This window comes from Sediminibacillus sp. JSM 1682029, from assembly GCF_041366435.1.
GTDB classification, from domain to species: domain Bacteria; phylum Bacillota; class Bacilli; order Bacillales; family Amphibacillaceae; genus Sediminibacillus; species Sediminibacillus terrae.
The window spans coordinates 295,036-310,454 of record NZ_JBEWYY010000001.1 but is presented as its reverse complement, the minus strand read 5'-3'; the positions used below and the strand labels follow the sequence as shown (position 1 = coordinate 310,454).

The window sequence follows — 15,419 nt, the reverse complement described above, 5'->3', positions numbered from 1 at the left end:
GAATCTGCTGTTATAACATCAACTGGTAAAACCATACGTCTTGCCAATTTTCGAATTTGTAGCCGACCTCCCTGAAACTGCCGATGAATTCGAAGTGGAACTGTTCATGCAGCTTAATACTAGCTTGATTTCCGGCGGTTATCCCACTGATCACTGAATGATAACCGAGGGTTTTTGCTTTCTCAAGAACAGCCTCCATTAGCCATTTTCCAATTCCTTTTCCTTGACTGTCGGGATCTACATAAACGGAAAGTTCGCAGGTCCATTGATATGCTGGTTTGTCCCGATAGGCACTTAAACAGCTGTAACCAGTGATTTTTCCATCATCTTCGGCGACTAACAGCGGGTATCTGTCCCCGTATTTGGAGAACCATTTTTTCCGTTGCTCGATCGTTTGTTTCTTCAAATCAAATGTAGCAGTCGTATGTTCAATTGCGTGGTTATATATGGCCAGCAAGGAAGGGATATCTGTTTGTTCTGCATTTCTAATCAACATAAGGCGGAATACCTCCAATCGTATCTTTCCTCATTTTAAAGGAAAGAGTGGGAAATGAATACTGTGCAGTCTTGTGGTCGATGCAGTAAGCTGACATTCATTAACAAGTCGTTAAGAAGGACTGCGAAAAATCCGGATGTTCCTCTTTTGATATTCCACTCCGTTTATAATCTGGATTTTTCTATGTTTTCCGGCTGTTTGTCAGTTCGAACTGCCGAAACTGGAGGGTACAGATTTGCTTGATTGCAGGAGTTGCTTCTTCCAGAGATAGGGGGGAATACAGTAGAAAAAAATTGCTGCATGCTTATAGGCGGGGACTGTCCTTTTTTGGGTGAAATTTGTTATGATAAAACGGAAACTACTTAATGGAGGATACTATGAAAGACATTTTACAGTTGAAAGACAAACATATTGTGGTTATGGGTGTGGCCAATGAACGCAGTCTTGCCTGGGGAGTCGCTAAGTCATTGGCTAAGGCCGGGGCAAAATTGACATTTACATACCGTAAAGAGCGTTCATACCAAAAATTGATCAAGCTTTTGGAAAAGAGCGAAGTTACTGCTGAACATGTAGCTGTTTGTGACATTAATGAGGACGAAAGTATCAAAGACGCATTCGCCGCCATCCATGGGAAGGCCGGCAGGATCGACGGGATCGTTCATTCGATTGCCTTTGCGCATGGAGAAGATTTAAAAGGACCATTTGTAGAAACCTCCCGCAGTGGATATGCTTTTGCACAGGATACCAGCGCTTATTCGTTGATTGCTGTGGCCAGGGAAGCCAAGCCTTATATGACCAATGGCGGCTCGATTATTACGATGAGCGCCTTGGGCGGGGAAAGGACACTCGAAGGATATAAAGTAATGGGGGTCGCCAAAGCGGCTCTGGAATCCTCTGTCCGATACTTGGCGTTAGATTTGGGAGTAGACGGCATCCGGGTCAACACGATATCAGCTGGTCCGATAAGGACACTCGCGGCTAAAGGGATTCCTGGGTTTAACGAAATGCTTCATGACATCGAATCCAGAGCACCCCTAAAACGAAATGTGACACAAGAAGAAGTAGGAGATATGGCGGCAGTTATGATGAGCCCGCTTTCGAGAGGTGTGACTGGCGAAACTGTCCATGTGGATGCCGGGTATAACATAATGGCCTAAATGCCAATTGGCGTCTTTGCAAGGATTTTTTTCTTGCAAAGGCGTTTTTTATTTAGGTAGAGGGTGAAGATTCCTTTCTATGTGGCGGGGGAGGTGTTCGATTTGAAAAGGCGCTGCACTGTATAGCTGGACATACAGAAGCCGATGCTAAGAAAATTATTGGAATCGCGAACCTGAAGAATGAAAGGGAGAAAAATAGAGAGTACTCAGGAGAAGAACAATTAGGTGTTATACGAATAAACAGAGAGGCTGCCAAGGAAAAGTATGGACTGTAACTTCCGGATGTATATTAATTATTGGTTGGCAAATAGTAAACAGGCCACAGTCTATTACAATGGAGGTCAACTGATGAAAAAAGCGTTTGTTACTGTTGCAGCGGCCGTTGTGTTAAGTGGTTTAACTGGATGTAATACGAACAACCAGGAAGCACAAGATCCGAATAATGATGAAGGATTTCGCCAAGTCGGTTTTCATGGTGGAGGGCAGAATACCGGAAACCCTGATAACGAAAACGACAATGGTCAGTTCTTCCTCAACCCAGGTGGACAGGGTCAGTATCCCAATCTAAGGGAAAACCCTCCGTTAAGACGGGAAAACGAGAATTTCCAACAGGATTTCAGGCAGTTCAGCCAAGGAAACGATCAATCGGATAATCGGCAAAACAACCAGCAAACAGACCGTCAGACAGGTGAAACGAACAATGATGCGAATATCGGTGACGTGCAACGGGAAGTCATCCGGTTAACGAATGTCGAGAGACGTAACAATGGACTTCAAGAACTGAAAGCCGATACGGATTTAACGGAAGTGGCACAGGAAAAATCGGAAGATATGTCCGAGAACAACTACTTTTCGCATACTTCACCGACATATGGCTCTCCATTCGATATGATGCAGCAATACAATATTGAATATCGATCAGCAGCAGAAAACATTGCTTCAGGACAACAATCAGCCGAGGCTGTGGTGCAAGCATGGATGGACAGTCCGGGTCATCGGAAAAATATCCTCAATGGAGAACTGACCCATATTGGCGTCGGATTCGATTCCGATGGCAACTATTGGACACAAATGTTTATCCAAAAGTAAAAAAAAGGGATTCACCACTTCTTGGTGAATCCCGCTTCACTAATCCTTGTTTTGGTCGCTCTTCTGACTGTCCTCCTCCGAAAGTTCATCCATTATTTCATCTTTCATTTCCTCTTTGACTTCTTGTTTGATTTCCTCATACATTTCCTCGTATACTTCTGATTTTACATCATCCATTAATTCTTCTTTGAATTCGGTTTTGATTCTGGAAATACGGCGTTTCCGTTTACGAGTTCCTTCGAGTTTTAAATCTTTACTGAACATCATCAGAATGGCGATCACCATCAATAGCATGATAATAGCAAAGGGCAAAGCGGCAATGATGGAAGCCGTCTGCAATGCATCCAGTCCGCCGCCGCCGCTTAACAACAGAACGCTGGCCGTCCCTGCAATCAGGAAGCCCCATACGAGCTTTGCCGACATTGTCGGTGCCAGGCTGCCTTTGGAAGTCAATGCTCCCAACACATAAGAAGCCGAATCGGCAGAGGTGATGAAGAAAATAAGGATCAACAGGATGGCAAGGACGTTTGTGATACCGCTTAGCGGCAGTTCCCCGAGTGTGGCGAACAATGCTAATTCTACATCACCGGTGACCAGCTCGGCCAATCCGCCGGAACCGAACATTTCTACATTCAAGGCGGTACCGCCGAAGGTAGTAAACCAAATAATCGCCAATAAGGATGGGACAATCAAAACGCCGGCCATGAACTCCCGGATAGTTCTACCGCGAGAAATCCTTGCAATGAATAACCCCATGAACGGTGCCCAGGAAATATGCCAGGCCCAGAAGAAAATGGTGTTTGTGCCAAGCCATTCGCTGTCGGAAAAGGGGGTCATCGTCAGGCTCATCGGAATTATATTTGAAATGTAACCGCCCAATGTGGAAACAAAGTTCTCGGCGATAAACAATGTCGGTCCCACGATAATGACGAATAGTAGGAGTAGTCCGGCGACAACAAGGTTCACGTTGCTCAACAACTTGATTCCTTTGTTGACCCCTTTTGCGGCTGATATCATGAATAAGCAGGTGACAACAATGATGATCAGAATTTGCGTCCAGGCATTGTTCGGGATGGAACTGATATAAGACAAACCGCCTGTGATTTGCATCGCACTTAGGCCGAAAGTGGTCGCCACACCAGTGCAGGTAGCCAGGACTGCCAATATATCGATAGTCTTACCGAGCCAGCCATCAGTCCGGTCACCTATCAAAGGGTAAAAGGCGGAGCTGATCAGTGCAGGCCGATCTTTTCGGAATTGAACATAGGCAAGTGTCAAGGCAACAATGGAGAATATCGCCCATGGGTGTAATGCCCAATGATAAACCCCGTATCGAAGACCGGCGATCGCCGCTTCTCTGGTTTCGGGTTGATAGCCGACAGGTGTATCCAAATAGTAAAGTACAGGTTCGGCAACTCCCCAGAAGACAAAGCCGACGCCGATTCCGGCTGCAAACAGCATGCCGATCCAGGAGAACCAGGAATATTCCGGCCTGTCATCAGGTTTTCCGAGACGGAGACGTCCAAAAGGACTGATAGCCAAAACAATCACGAATAGGACAAAAAATGCAGTGATCAGCATATAAAACCAGCCGAAACTTTCAATCATCCAGCTGAGCGCGTCACTGGCTGCTTCTTGCAGCGTGCTTGGAGAGCTTGCTCCCCATAAAACAAATAAAGCTACCAGGATTGCTGAAATGACAAATACAATTCCCGGTTTTTTGGTTGAATAGGTATAATTATTTTCCGCCATAAATTAGGTCTGCGCACTATCGGCGCAGATCCCCCCTTTCTTTTTTCAGGAATAAATGTTTTGGAAATGATTTTGTCCAGCTTCAGCGCCTACCCCCTCGAGGTCTTTAAGTCCATCCGCTCTGTGGCGGAATCATGCCACGCCGAGGCTGTTCATAAGCTTGTGCCTCAAACCAAGAACTTTGGCAGAGGTGGTTATCAGCGCAATTTTTCAGGTATGAAGTATAAATGCGACCACACCTCTGTCATCGCCTGTCTGATCGTCTTTTTTCTGAGCAGGCGCACGCGCTTTTTATTATAAATAGATTGTCGGGAAGTGTGTAAAATAAAAAGCGGATGATGATTCGAAGCTGATCCTTTGAGTATGTATTGCTATTTTTTAATACCCTTGGCGTCCCATATTAAAACCGTATCATTAATAAGTCCACCTTGGATATGGTCCGTTTTATCGATTCTTTCGGCATTACGCGCCCTCTAGACTAGTCATTTGCCAGTAACTTCGGTCTGGTTTTATCATGGAAGGGAAAAGGGTATATCTTTATTATCTTGGACACATGCTGTTTGAGTGATGATCAATATTGGAGGAACACGTATATGAATGACGCTTATTATTCTTTTTTAATCCCTTCCTATAATGAGTCAGACAATGTCCGGCTGATTCATGAAGCGCTGACAGAAGAGTTGGAAAAAATAAATTGCGCTTATGAGATTTTGTTTGTCGATGATGGAAGTGAAGACGATACCTTTAAGAAAATACACCAGTTGGCAAAGGAGCATCCAGCGGTTAAGTATGTTTCTTTTACAAGAAATTTTGGGAAAGAGGCAGCATTGCTTGCCGGCCTCAGGCATGCTCGAGGCGATGCAGTCATCATTATGGATGCCGATTTACAACACCCTACATATTTAATCGGAAATCTGATTGAAGGTTTCGAGGAAGGCTTCGATCAGGTCGTGGCCAAACGTAATCGAGATGGCGATTCTCGATTACGTTCTTTCTTATCAAAAATTTACTACAAATGGATCGATCAGGTGGTCGATGTAAAATTAAAAGATGGAGAAGGGGATTTCCGTCTTTTGAGCAGAAAAGCGGTGGAAGCCGTGCTCGAGCTCTCAGAAGGAAACAGATTTTCTAAAGGATTGTTTTCTTGGATAGGATTTGAACAGAAAACAGTATATTACCGGAACCATATCAGAGGAAATGGAGACTCTAAGTGGTCTTACAAAAAATTGATCAATTATGGCATCGAAGGAATCGTTTCCTTTAATCAAAAGCCGCTGCGTATATGTCTTTACGGCGGACTGATCATTATGTTCCTGGCTTTGCTTTATATTTTTGTCATGCTTATAGGAATCATCCGCACGGGTATTGATGTCCCAGGCTATTTTTCCATCATCTCTTCTGTTTTGTTTCTGGGAGGGGTACAGTTGGTCAGCTTGGGTATCATCGGTGAGTATGTGGGCAGGATTTATGCCGAAACGAAGCGCAGGCCGCATTATCTAATAAGAGATACGAATCTGGACAGGGATTTATGATGAATTGGATCAATAATGAGTTCACCCGATTTGTAGTTGTCGGCGGATTGAATACCGTTAATTATTACCTGGTATATTTAATTTGTTTTAACCTGCTTGGATGGCATTATTTAGTCGCGCATATTTCCGGATTCTTCGTCAGTCTGGTGCTTTCTTTTTTTCTGAATGTTTATTTCACCTATCGAGTAAAACCGACGTTTTCTAAGTTTTTGCAGTTCCCATTATCTCAACTGGCCAATATAACATTATCCTCTTGTCTAATGTATGTATTTGTCGATTTACTTGGCTGGAACGGGAATGCAGCTCCATTCGCTGCCTTGTTTATCACGGTTCCAGTCACATTTTTGATTACCGGAAAAATATTGAAAAAGTAATGGTGGCAATCTATGAGAAAAAATAACTATTTCGCGAAGCTGATTGGGTTCAGTGTGTTGGCTGCTATTGCAGCTCACGGATTTTTTTTATATCAGTGGAGTCAGGGCGGGTTGATGGCCGGTCCGAACGACGGCCTTTCACAAATGGCTCCGTTCAGAAGCATGCTTTACCAACAATTTACGGACGGGAATTTCTTCTATTCATATATTTACGGGCTTGGGGGCAGCACATTCACTCAGCTTGCTTATTATTATGGAATTAATCTTTTTTTCTATATAACCATTATAGCTGTTTACGTTTTAGAACTATTGTCGCTTGTAAAAGAACCGAACGTATTGTTTTGGGCGGAAGCTACTGTATTTATAAGTGTTGCACGAATGACGATCGTGCTAGTCATGACCACTTGTCTTTTCCGCTATATGAAGTTGAATACAATTCCCTCCTTTATCGGAGCATTTTTATACGGTGCCTGTGTCATGTATTTCCGTCATGTTACATACTGGGAGTTTTTTGGCGATGCTTTTCTTTGGCTGCCGTTGTTGGTGCTTGGTGTGGAAAAAATCATGCGGGAACAAAGGCCTGTCTGGTTGATTATTGCAGTGGCCATGTCCCTGTTTGATAACTTTTACTTCGCTTTTATCAATTTTTGTTTTATCGCACTGTATGTTTGCTTACGTTGGGCGATCCGATTGACAGCGGAGGAACCGAAACTGAAAAAGCAAATTCGCCAGTTTGCCCTTTCGGTGATTTTAGGCTTTGGGATCGGATCAGTAGGCTTTTTCCCTGCTGTATGGGGTTTTTTTCATAATTATCGCCCGGAATATGAGCAAGACATCCCTTTGTTGGACAATACCAGCAACATATTATATGACAGCCATCTGTATTTGCTACCTGCAGTATTTGTGCTGTTTCTATTCGTATTTCCTTTGTACCGCATCCGGGAGTTTCGGTTGTTTGCATTGTTGGGAATATTATTCACTTTTATGCACTTCGTTCCGTTGGCGGCCAGTTTCTTTAATGGAATGTCTGCGCCACAGCACCGGTTTGAATACTTGGGTTTTTTCTCGATAGGTGGGGTTGTTGCAGCCGGTTTACAGCACTTCCATCGGTTCGATTATCGAGAATGGATACCAGCTGGAGTATTGATGGCTTATAGCTATATCGCATTTTATGTGATGGATGATTCCTTGTCTTTGAAGGATAAGCTTCCTTTCCTCGCGGTGTGTGCTGCGACTGGAGTATCGTTCTTGTCTGTTATCGCTGGAAGATTTCGCTTAGTCTTGCCATGGTTGGTCGGTTTTATTGTCCTGTCCCATCTAGTAATCGTCAATCAATTCCAACACGATAAGCTTTATGAGGCAGGAAGGGTGAAGGAATCGACACAAGAATATGTTGAGAGCAATGACTATCTTTCGGAAGAACAACAAGGCTTGATTGATCGTGTGCTCGCCTCAGATAATCGAGTCCTGTCCCGGATGGAATGGAAGACAGATGGAAGGAACAACACACCGATGATTCAAGGGTTCCCGGGGACAAGTGTCTATTCGAGTATCTTAAACGAGGAATTGCTGTTCTTTTATTATGATGATTTGCAGATAGATATGAAAAGGGAGAGTGTCAGCCGTTACTCAGGTTTTGGTGACCGCGCAAATTTGCACAGTCTGTTTGGCGGTAAGTATATCATGTATGAGAAAAAACAAGAGAAGAACATTCCCTATGGGTTTAAAAAATATATGGAAAGTGACCACTACGTCGTTTATCAAGACGCCTTTAGTCTTCCTTTTGTTCGTACTTCGGACGTGGTCTACACGGAAGAAGCTTTGGCGGATGCTTCCGTGCTTGACCGGGAGCATGCTATGTTGGATGGAATAATACTCGAGGATGGGGAGGGATCGTATCAATCAGCCATGATCGATACTGTACCTAATCTGATCGAGCAAGCTACTATAGAACCAGTGGATGCAACTTACCATGATGGTCAGTTGAATGTTTCCGGCGAGACAGGCGGGATAGACATTCATACAAACCGGATTGATGTATCTTCTTATGAGGATTATTATGTATCTTTCTATTTATTGAACAACGATAAGAAAGCACCGCTTTTTCCTTTGCATGTCAATGAGTTTAAAACGAGCAGGAAATCAAGACAATCAATCTACAGGACGAAAGTTGACGAAATCACGATACGTGTGCCGAAGGAGGAAGTTATTTCCCTCAGGGTTCCTGAGGGAAGCTATACACTCAAAAACCTTCGCTTATATGGGGAAGATTACCAGGAACTCGAAGAAGCAGCCGCCAATAAGCAAAACAATGCAGAAGTGGATTTGGATGGCAACCAAATTGACATATCGCTCGATAACAAGGAAGGGGACGACTATCTTACGATACCAATACCTTACGAAAAAGGCTGGCATGTTTATGTAAACGGAGAAAAGCAGCAAATTCGAAAAGCGAATTATGCTTTCCTGGGTACGCGAATTAAACCAGGTCACAATGACATTGAAATGATTTACCATCCTCCTTACTTTGGTTATACCGCAACTTTGGCGTTACTGTCGGCGGCTGGATCGTTTTTCTGGATTTTTTGGAGGAGGAATAAAAGAAAAAAGCGAGTGGAACGTGCGCATGATTCAATTGCCAAAAATGAATGATAAAGCCTTTCAATCAAGTTTTGATTGAACTTGTCAGGTTGAAAAGTGGGAAGTAACATAAGGGTGCTTCTCACTTTTTCGTAGGAGTGGTACTAATAAGAGGTGGAAATGCCTTTTTCTCTCCCCGGGAGGCTGTTTCACGGAACCGAAGTAATAATACTGTTGCCCATCCTTGGTAAAGAGGAGAAATAAAGATGATATCGAGTAGTTCCGGACAATGTCGAATGCATGCTATGGATGTCGGTACAATGTCCGGTTATGTTTTGGCCTTTACCGTTTTTTTTCAGTCGCCTTCTGGATAAAAACGTTCTTTTTTCCTGACCCCAGGCTCTGCCAATAAAGATTCTTTGCTTATGGCAAAAGTAATGCATCCCTTGCTCTCTTACTTCGCATAACTTCTCCATAGAATTGCCAACAAAAGGATCATAATGATATCCAGCCTCGCTCCAAAAGCAAAGGATAAAAAACCAGCATGCAACATTGGGATTTTTGTAAGCAACAAGGCTGTAATCATGATCGTCAGCAAAGGAATCACTGTTCTTTTTACGTAAAATTGAAATAAAATGAAGCCGCCTCCAATTACTTCGATCAATGCTACTAGTAAAAGAGCAATGGCAGGATAGGGTATGCCAATGTTTGCGAATATTTCCTCAAAGCTGGGATCGAGCAATTTGACCAGACCAGAGGTAATGAATACATAAGCGACACCATATCGAATTAACTGCAAAGAATGAATCGGTCCGTGCAATTTTTTCTCCTCCTCGATTGTTTTTATTACCTTATGCGGTGTTGAGGACAGCCTATGCTCTAAAAAAGATAAATTTTAAATTTTCGGAAAGGTATTGCTTTTAAAGGTAAAATAAATTACTCTATAAAGTAAGGGGGCGGTGGAATGGAAAATTTGAAGCTCAATGTTGATTTACTGCGCAAACGGGTTCCCAATTTGACAGTTGCAGCCCGTTCTGTCGGTCTCAGGCCAGCGACAGTTTCCAATCTTTGTACAGGTAAAATCCCTTTGGAAAGGGCAGAGGTAAGGACACTGGTCCGTTTAGCATCCTTGGCAAATTGCAAATTGGACGACTTGATCATTCAAAGAGGAGGAGAAAAAATGATTGAAACCGGAATCAAGACTTTGGATTTGTTCGCTCCGCTTGTAAGAGAAGGAAAAACCGGATTGGTAGCAAGACCGGGAATGGGACAGCTTGTTTTATTGGCCGAATTATTTTACCGGTTGAAGAAGCAAGGGTTTCGCTCCTTGTTTTTAGCTGAAGATTCAAACACCAGCATCGCCGATGCACTCGCGGAAGCCGATTTTTACAGTACTTCCGCCGACGAAATTTTCGCTCGCATTAAGGAATACCAGCCATCAGATATTATCCTGGGAGTGGACCGCAGAATTTATTTATCCGAAGATTTTTATCAATTAGAAGATCATTTCTTTGAAAACGGTATCAAAAACATCACCTTTGCTGTCGTTGATACGAGTGGAGAGGCGGTTGACGAAGAGTTGCCATATGGACCGCTTGAAACCCTGTGGGAATTCGACATGGAATTGGCGGCCAAGCAGGCATATCCCGCTGTCAATCCTTTAACTTCCATCTCGACTGTTCTGGAAGAAATTAATTTGGACAGCGGCCACATGGAGGTTCAGCAGCAAGCACGTAAAATTCTTCGGAGATCTAAAGAATTAACCTATCTGGTGGAACAGCGAGGGAAGAACAATCTATCAGAGGCCGACAAAATCACTTTTGAAAGGGGAAAAAAACTGGAAGCATATTTAACCCAGCCTTTATTTGTGGCAGAGGATTTTTCCGGTCAGCGAGGACAATCTGTAGCACTTTCAGAAACCTTGGAAAATGTAAAAGCAATTTTGGATGGTAAAACAGATGAAATAACTGCAGATGAATTGAAGTATATCGGGTCACTTCAGGTTTAAGGATGTCTAGTATGCAAGTTGTTCGTTGCAATGGAGGAAGAAACATGGTATATTAATCAAGCGATGAGCTAATTTGCGTAAGACGAACAGACATGCTCTATGCTAAACGCCGAATGTGGTCGGCGGTCTTTCGCCGCAAACGTAGAGCCCTCTGCCAGGACAGAGGGCTCTTTTATATGTATTCAAAGATAGTGGATTAAATGGCTCTATGCTGACGTGGTGATGGGGGTTTTACTGGTTATAATCGCTGTTTTAAGGGAGGAGTCTTGTTGGCGTAGTGTAAAATCATACACTGCAGTTGACGGAGAACCGACATGACCAATATAAAAAAAAGCTTGGGACAAAAGTATTGCGACCAAAATAAAAACCGAACGATTTGGTTCGGTTTTCATATTGCTTAAAAAAGCAAACCGCTCTATCCTTCTCTTATGAAGTGTGCAACACTCCACTCCGGCAACCTTTTCATGTTGTTGGCGCACCCTCCATTTCCAACGAATAAAGGAACCTCGCCATATACATCTTCGTTATTGTCTAGATACTTAAGCGAATAGAAGATTACGGTTCTATCTTGTCTTGATCTTGTAGTGGTCAGACCGCTAAAACGTAGCGAAGGCAAGATACTGTGGTTGCCACGCGTACCTGCTTCCACTTGCTTAGAGCACCAATGGCTTTCTAGGAGGGTTTTAGCCCTTTCTTTCCCCGGAAGTGTCTCCTATTATGCTTTCGCTATTCATTTTCTGAGTTTAAAATACAGCAGTGCCATGATGAAAGACTCTCTTCTCTATAACGCAAAGTCTGTCAACAGGAGAGCGGTTATCGATTCTTCTCGTCCGGTTATTAAAGTGGTTTTTTATTATACCCGAGGTCGTTACTCATTTGCAGCAGTTACGCTTGCCTGCTTTCTGTATTCCGTCTGATACCATGCGACAAACAAATCGACAAAGAGAGGGTCCCATTGCGATCCCTTTCCTTCTATCAGAATCGCCATTGCTTTTTCAAATGACATTGCTTTTCGATAATTGCGATCGGAAGTCATGGCATCGAAAGCATCCGCTACTGCCATAATTCTGCCGAATATAGGGATGTCCTCTCCGGCCAGTCTGTCGGGATACCCTTTGCCGTCAAAACGTTCGTGATGATGGCGGACGCCAGGAAGCAAAGGGACAATTGCATCGCTGGGATGGATTTCTTGCAGTATTTGTTCACCGATCACTGGGTGCAGCTTTATTGTTTCGTATTCTGATTCCGTAAGCTTGCCGTCTTTTAACAATATTTCATCCCGAATGCCGATTTTTCCAATATCGTGCAGCAATGCAGACTGCCTTAGCAATGCGAGTTCACTTTCCGACAGCCCGGTTCTGCGTCCGATATGCTGCGCATATTCTGCAACCCGTAAAGAGTGCCCTGCGGTATATGGATCTCTGGCATCAAGAGTGGCGGCGAAAACAGTGAAAAAGCTTTCGTGCAATTGTTCGGTCATCTGTTTCTTTTCAACGATGGAATCTACCATGTGATTGAAACCATTTATTAAATGACTGAACTCATCTGAATAATAATTGTTTAATTTCTCCAAGTTTCCTGCTTCTACTTCCCTCATGCCATTTTGCAATTGTTCGACTGGTTCATGAATATCTCGGGTGAGCAGGTTTGATCCAAACAGGGCAAAAAACAAAACGGTCAACACAACGACTACAGCCCAAACGATATACTCCGTCATGAAAGATGAACCAAATTCATAAAGCCGCAGAGTTGTCGCTGCCGCGAATAGCAGCATTGGGAAAACGCTTAGAAATGCTGCACTGAAATAAAACTTCTTATTTATTGCAAGTAACATATGTGCACCATGGGAAATGTCCTTTTGATAGAGGTTCAGCCCTTTTTCTTTTAAAATCTTCAGAACCTGTCGCATGACGAGGCTCGTCAAAAAGTATTCAATCATTCCGTGCATGAAAGCGATAAGCAATGCCGCAAAACAAGCAATAACTGTATAATAGTAAGGAATGGAAAGCCAGCCCATCGTTATGGCCAGCATCGTCAAAATAGCGGAAGGGGCTGTGATCCCGACAAAGTGCGGTAAGATGATCCGTTGAAAGGAAAGCAGCGGAAAACGATGCGCGCGTTGGTAGGCAGCTTCCAATCCCATGAGCGTCGGCCGTTTTTGCCGCATTGCTTTTTTTATCGGAGCAATATGCTTGGAATAAGCACTAAATTCAATAAACAGCATCAACAGGAAGGAAACTACGACAATTCCTAGAAAAACAGCCGTTTCCTGTACGGAAAATTGTAAGGGATGCAGCATGAAAATACCGCAGAAGCCAAATACAGCAACGAGGGAGCCAATTAAATAGTTGAGCATTAATTTAATGGCCAGTTTGTTATATGACATGGGGTTACCATCCTAATTCGTATTGTTGTAGTGATATCCCCATTATAATAAAAAATGTCGAAAAAATGGGGAATTTGCCACAAGTTTTTTGATTGGTACCAGGAATTTTGTGATACGATTGTTTTACTTGTGAAATGTTCTTATTCGAACTTGTTTGTTAAAATGAAATATAGAATTAGTGGATAATAGGGGGGACAGGATGAAAAATATCGTGGAAGTTAAGGGACTTGAAAAAAACTACAAAAGTTTCCGTGCAGTGACAGGTGTCGATTTTGAAGTGGGAGAAGGCGAGATATTTGGTTTTCTTGGCCCGAATGGAGCTGGAAAAAGCACTACCATCAACATGCTGTCGACGATCATCAGACCTTCAGGGGGTAAAGCCAGCATTAACGGATTTGATATCGTAGCGGATAAAAATAAGGTCAGGGCGAGCATCGGCCTTATTTTTCAGGAATCTACACTGGATGAAAAACTGACTGCCAATGAGAATCTCATGCTTCATTGTAAATTTTACCGTGTTCCGAAAGATAAACGGGAAGAGAGAATAAAAGAAGTATTGGAAATCGTCGATCTCGAAGACAAGCGGGGAAATATAGTGGATACCTTTTCAGGAGGAATGAAACGCAGGCTGGAAATCGCCCGAGGTCTGTTGCATTATCCCAGGGTCCTGTTTCTCGATGAACCGACCGTAGGACTAGATCCTCAAACAAGGAACCATATATGGGAGTATATTCTCCGTCTAAAAGAAAAGGCAGGAATCACGATTTTTTTGACGACCCATTATATGGACGAGGCAGAAATATGCGACAGGGTCGCCGTCATGGACCATGGGGAATTGATCGCTCTTGATACACCTGATCAATTGAAAACCAACGTTGGAGGAGACATCATCGAAATCGAAACGGAAGACAACCAAACAGCGTGGAAAATACTTAAGGAGAAATATGAGGTAGAAGTAAACGAAGCGGGTGAATCGCTTACTTTTCAAGTCGATAAAGGGAGCGAATTTCTCGTTCAATTTGTCAAAAATTTCGATATACCCATAAAGACGGTCAACCTCAGGCGTCCGACATTGAATGACGTTTTTTTAGCGTTGACCGGAAGAGAAATACGGGAAGAAGCGGCTTCATCCAAAGAGAAAATGAAAAGCAATATGCGAAAGGGGCGTGGATAGGATGGAAGCTGTTTATGCAATTTGGCAGCGCGATGTCCTGAAATTTTTCCGGGATCGGGCACGACTCATTGGTTCTTTTGCCATGCCTTTTATGTTTTTGATTCTTTTTGGAAGCGGCATGAGTGGGGCGATAGGATCGATGATGGGCGGTGAAGAAGCCGCCGGACCGTTGCGTGATTTTGACTTCGTCGAATTCATGTTCCCCGGGATAATCGGGATGACCGTTTTCAATACAGCTATTTTTTCTGCATTGTCGGTTGTTCAGGATAGGGAATTCGGCTACTTGCGAGAAATCCTGGTTTCGCCGATGTCGAGAACGTCCATTGCAATCGGAAAAGTTCTGGGAGGAAGTACCGTAGCCTTATTCCAAGGATTGATGATGCTCGTTTTTGTTCCATTCATCGGGGTTTCCATCACGTTACCGATTATCCTCGAATTGATTCCTGTCATGTTTCTAGTGGCTTTTGCCATATCATCGATCGGTCTTTTAATCGCAACAAGCTTAAAAACGTCTCAAGGATTTCAAATGATCATCCAAGTTTTGATTTTTCCGATGTTGTTTTTATCGGGGGCGTTGTTTCCTTTGAACGGCATGCCTGCCTGGATGGATTTTTTAGTGAAAATCAATCCATTGACCTATTCAGTAGATATGTTTAAAAAAATCATTCTTCAGCCGGAAAATTTAGCACCAGCTTTGCGGGAGGCCATGGGGCTGAACCTGTCTGTTTTCGGCCATGTCATTTCTTTTTCAGAGGAAATGATCGTTGTCCTCGTTCTCAGTATCCTGTTCGTCGTATTGGCTACCGTACGATTCAACCGTTCAGAAGCCTGAATCTTCGTTTTATCCAGAATGAAAAATCTGTAAAAAAGG

General features: G+C 43.3%; 13 protein-coding genes. 9 read left to right on the top strand and 4 right to left on the bottom strand.

The genetic code is table 11. From position 1 onward, the window contains the following. Positions 1–10 precede the first annotated feature (10 nt). Positions 11–496 (bottom strand): GNAT family N-acetyltransferase, encoded by a 486-nt coding sequence (locus tag ABVF09_RS01545; protein ID WP_026570585.1) that lies wholly within the window; start codon positions 494–496, stop codon positions 11–13. A 377-nt stretch (positions 497–873) separates the two neighbouring features. Between ABVF09_RS01545 and ABVF09_RS01540 the strand changes: the two genes are divergently transcribed. Both ABVF09_RS01540 and ABVF09_RS01535 read left to right on the top strand, forming a co-directional pair. After that, the gene (locus ABVF09_RS01540) at positions 874–1,653 is read left to right on the top strand and encodes an enoyl-ACP reductase FabI (RefSeq protein ID WP_371068458.1); all 780 of its coding nucleotides are present in this window, start codon (positions 874–876) and stop codon (positions 1,651–1,653) included. Positions 1,654–2,001: 348 nt separating this feature from the next. Beyond that, the gene (locus ABVF09_RS01535) at positions 2,002–2,742 is read left to right on the top strand and encodes a CAP domain-containing protein (protein WP_026570581.1); all 741 of its coding nucleotides are present in this window, start codon (positions 2,002–2,004) and stop codon (positions 2,740–2,742) included. A 39-nt stretch (positions 2,743–2,781) separates the two neighbouring features. On the opposite strand, the gene ABVF09_RS01530 is transcribed toward ABVF09_RS01535, so the two are convergent. Then, positions 2,782–4,494 (bottom strand): BCCT family transporter, encoded by a 1,713-nt coding sequence (locus ABVF09_RS01530; RefSeq protein ID WP_153461852.1) that lies wholly within the window; start codon positions 4,492–4,494, stop codon positions 2,782–2,784. Between the two features lie 60 nt (positions 4,495–4,554). Between ABVF09_RS01530 and ABVF09_RS01525 the strand changes: the two genes are divergently transcribed. From ABVF09_RS01525 to ABVF09_RS01510, 4 genes are all read left to right on the top strand, one after another. After that, positions 4,555–4,794 carry a hypothetical protein gene (locus tag ABVF09_RS01525; protein WP_371068457.1) on the top strand — a complete coding sequence of 80 codons (240 nt, stop codon included), beginning with the start codon at positions 4,555–4,557 and terminating at the stop codon, positions 4,792–4,794. A 293-nt stretch (positions 4,795–5,087) separates the two neighbouring features. Continuing rightward, positions 5,088–6,026 carry a glycosyltransferase family 2 protein gene (locus ABVF09_RS01520; protein ID WP_371068456.1) on the top strand — a complete coding sequence of 313 codons (939 nt, stop codon included), beginning with the start codon at positions 5,088–5,090 and terminating at the stop codon, positions 6,024–6,026. Next, positions 6,026–6,400: a GtrA family protein gene (locus tag ABVF09_RS01515; RefSeq protein WP_026570579.1), complete on the top strand. Its 375-nt coding sequence runs from the start codon at positions 6,026–6,028 to the stop codon at positions 6,398–6,400. Before ABVF09_RS01520 ends, ABVF09_RS01515 begins: the two co-directional genes overlap by 1 nt. Positions 6,401–6,412: 12 nt before the next feature. Continuing rightward, positions 6,413–9,052: a YfhO family protein gene (locus ABVF09_RS01510; protein ID WP_371068455.1), complete on the top strand. Its 2,640-nt coding sequence runs from the start codon at positions 6,413–6,415 to the stop codon at positions 9,050–9,052. 382 nt (positions 9,053–9,434) lie between these two features. Here ABVF09_RS01510 and ABVF09_RS01505 read toward each other — a convergent pair whose 3' ends face one another. Continuing rightward, positions 9,435–9,800, bottom strand: a complete 366-nt coding sequence (locus ABVF09_RS01505) for a DoxX family protein (RefSeq protein WP_153461846.1) — start codon at positions 9,798–9,800, stop codon at positions 9,435–9,437. 144 nt (positions 9,801–9,944) lie between these two features. On the opposite strand from ABVF09_RS01505, the gene ABVF09_RS01500 reads away from it, so the two are divergent. Beyond that, on the top strand, positions 9,945–10,988 hold the full coding sequence (locus ABVF09_RS01500) for an ATP synthase beta subunit C-terminal domain-containing protein (RefSeq protein WP_153461844.1): 1,044 nt from the start codon (positions 9,945–9,947) through the stop codon (positions 10,986–10,988). Between the two features lie 868 nt (positions 10,989–11,856). Here ABVF09_RS01500 and ABVF09_RS01495 read toward each other — a convergent pair. Beyond that, entirely contained in the window at positions 11,857–13,374 is a 1,518-nt protein-coding gene (locus ABVF09_RS01495; protein WP_371068454.1) for an HD-GYP domain-containing protein, read from the bottom strand. Between the two features lie 199 nt (positions 13,375–13,573). Here ABVF09_RS01495 and ABVF09_RS01490 point away from each other — a divergent pair, with 199 nt between their 5' ends. Continuing rightward, entirely contained in the window at positions 13,574–14,548 is a 975-nt protein-coding gene (locus ABVF09_RS01490) for a daunorubicin resistance protein DrrA family ABC transporter ATP-binding protein (protein ID WP_035426743.1), read from the top strand. A gap of 1 nt (position 14,549) precedes the next feature. After that, positions 14,550–15,380 carry an ABC transporter permease gene (locus ABVF09_RS01485; protein ID WP_026570574.1) on the top strand — a complete coding sequence of 277 codons (831 nt, stop codon included), beginning with the start codon at positions 14,550–14,552 and terminating at the stop codon, positions 15,378–15,380. Positions 15,381–15,419 lie beyond the last annotated feature (39 nt).

Coding starts and splice junctions, on each gene's coding strand:
- ABVF09_RS01545 (WP_026570585.1), bottom strand. CDS start 496: ATGTTGATTAGAAATGCAGAACAAACAGATATCCCTTCCTTGCTGGCC.
- ABVF09_RS01540 (WP_371068458.1), top strand. CDS start 874: ATGAAAGACATTTTACAGTTGAAAGACAAACATATTGTGGTTATGGGT.
- ABVF09_RS01535 (WP_026570581.1), top strand. CDS start 2,002: ATGAAAAAAGCGTTTGTTACTGTTGCAGCGGCCGTTGTGTTAAGTGGT.
- ABVF09_RS01530 (WP_153461852.1), bottom strand. CDS start 4,494: ATGGCGGAAAATAATTATACCTATTCAACCAAAAAACCGGGAATTGTA.
- ABVF09_RS01520 (WP_371068456.1), top strand. CDS start 5,088: ATGAATGACGCTTATTATTCTTTTTTAATCCCTTCCTATAATGAGTCA.
- ABVF09_RS01515 (WP_026570579.1), top strand. CDS start 6,026: ATGAATTGGATCAATAATGAGTTCACCCGATTTGTAGTTGTCGGCGGA.
- ABVF09_RS01510 (WP_371068455.1), top strand. CDS start 6,413: ATGAGAAAAAATAACTATTTCGCGAAGCTGATTGGGTTCAGTGTGTTG.
- ABVF09_RS01500 (WP_153461844.1), top strand. CDS start 9,945: ATGGAAAATTTGAAGCTCAATGTTGATTTACTGCGCAAACGGGTTCCC.
- ABVF09_RS01495 (WP_371068454.1), bottom strand. CDS start 13,374: ATGTCATATAACAAACTGGCCATTAAATTAATGCTCAACTATTTAATT.
- ABVF09_RS01490 (WP_035426743.1), top strand. CDS start 13,574: ATGAAAAATATCGTGGAAGTTAAGGGACTTGAAAAAAACTACAAAAGT.
- ABVF09_RS01485 (WP_026570574.1), top strand. CDS start 14,550: ATGGAAGCTGTTTATGCAATTTGGCAGCGCGATGTCCTGAAATTTTTC.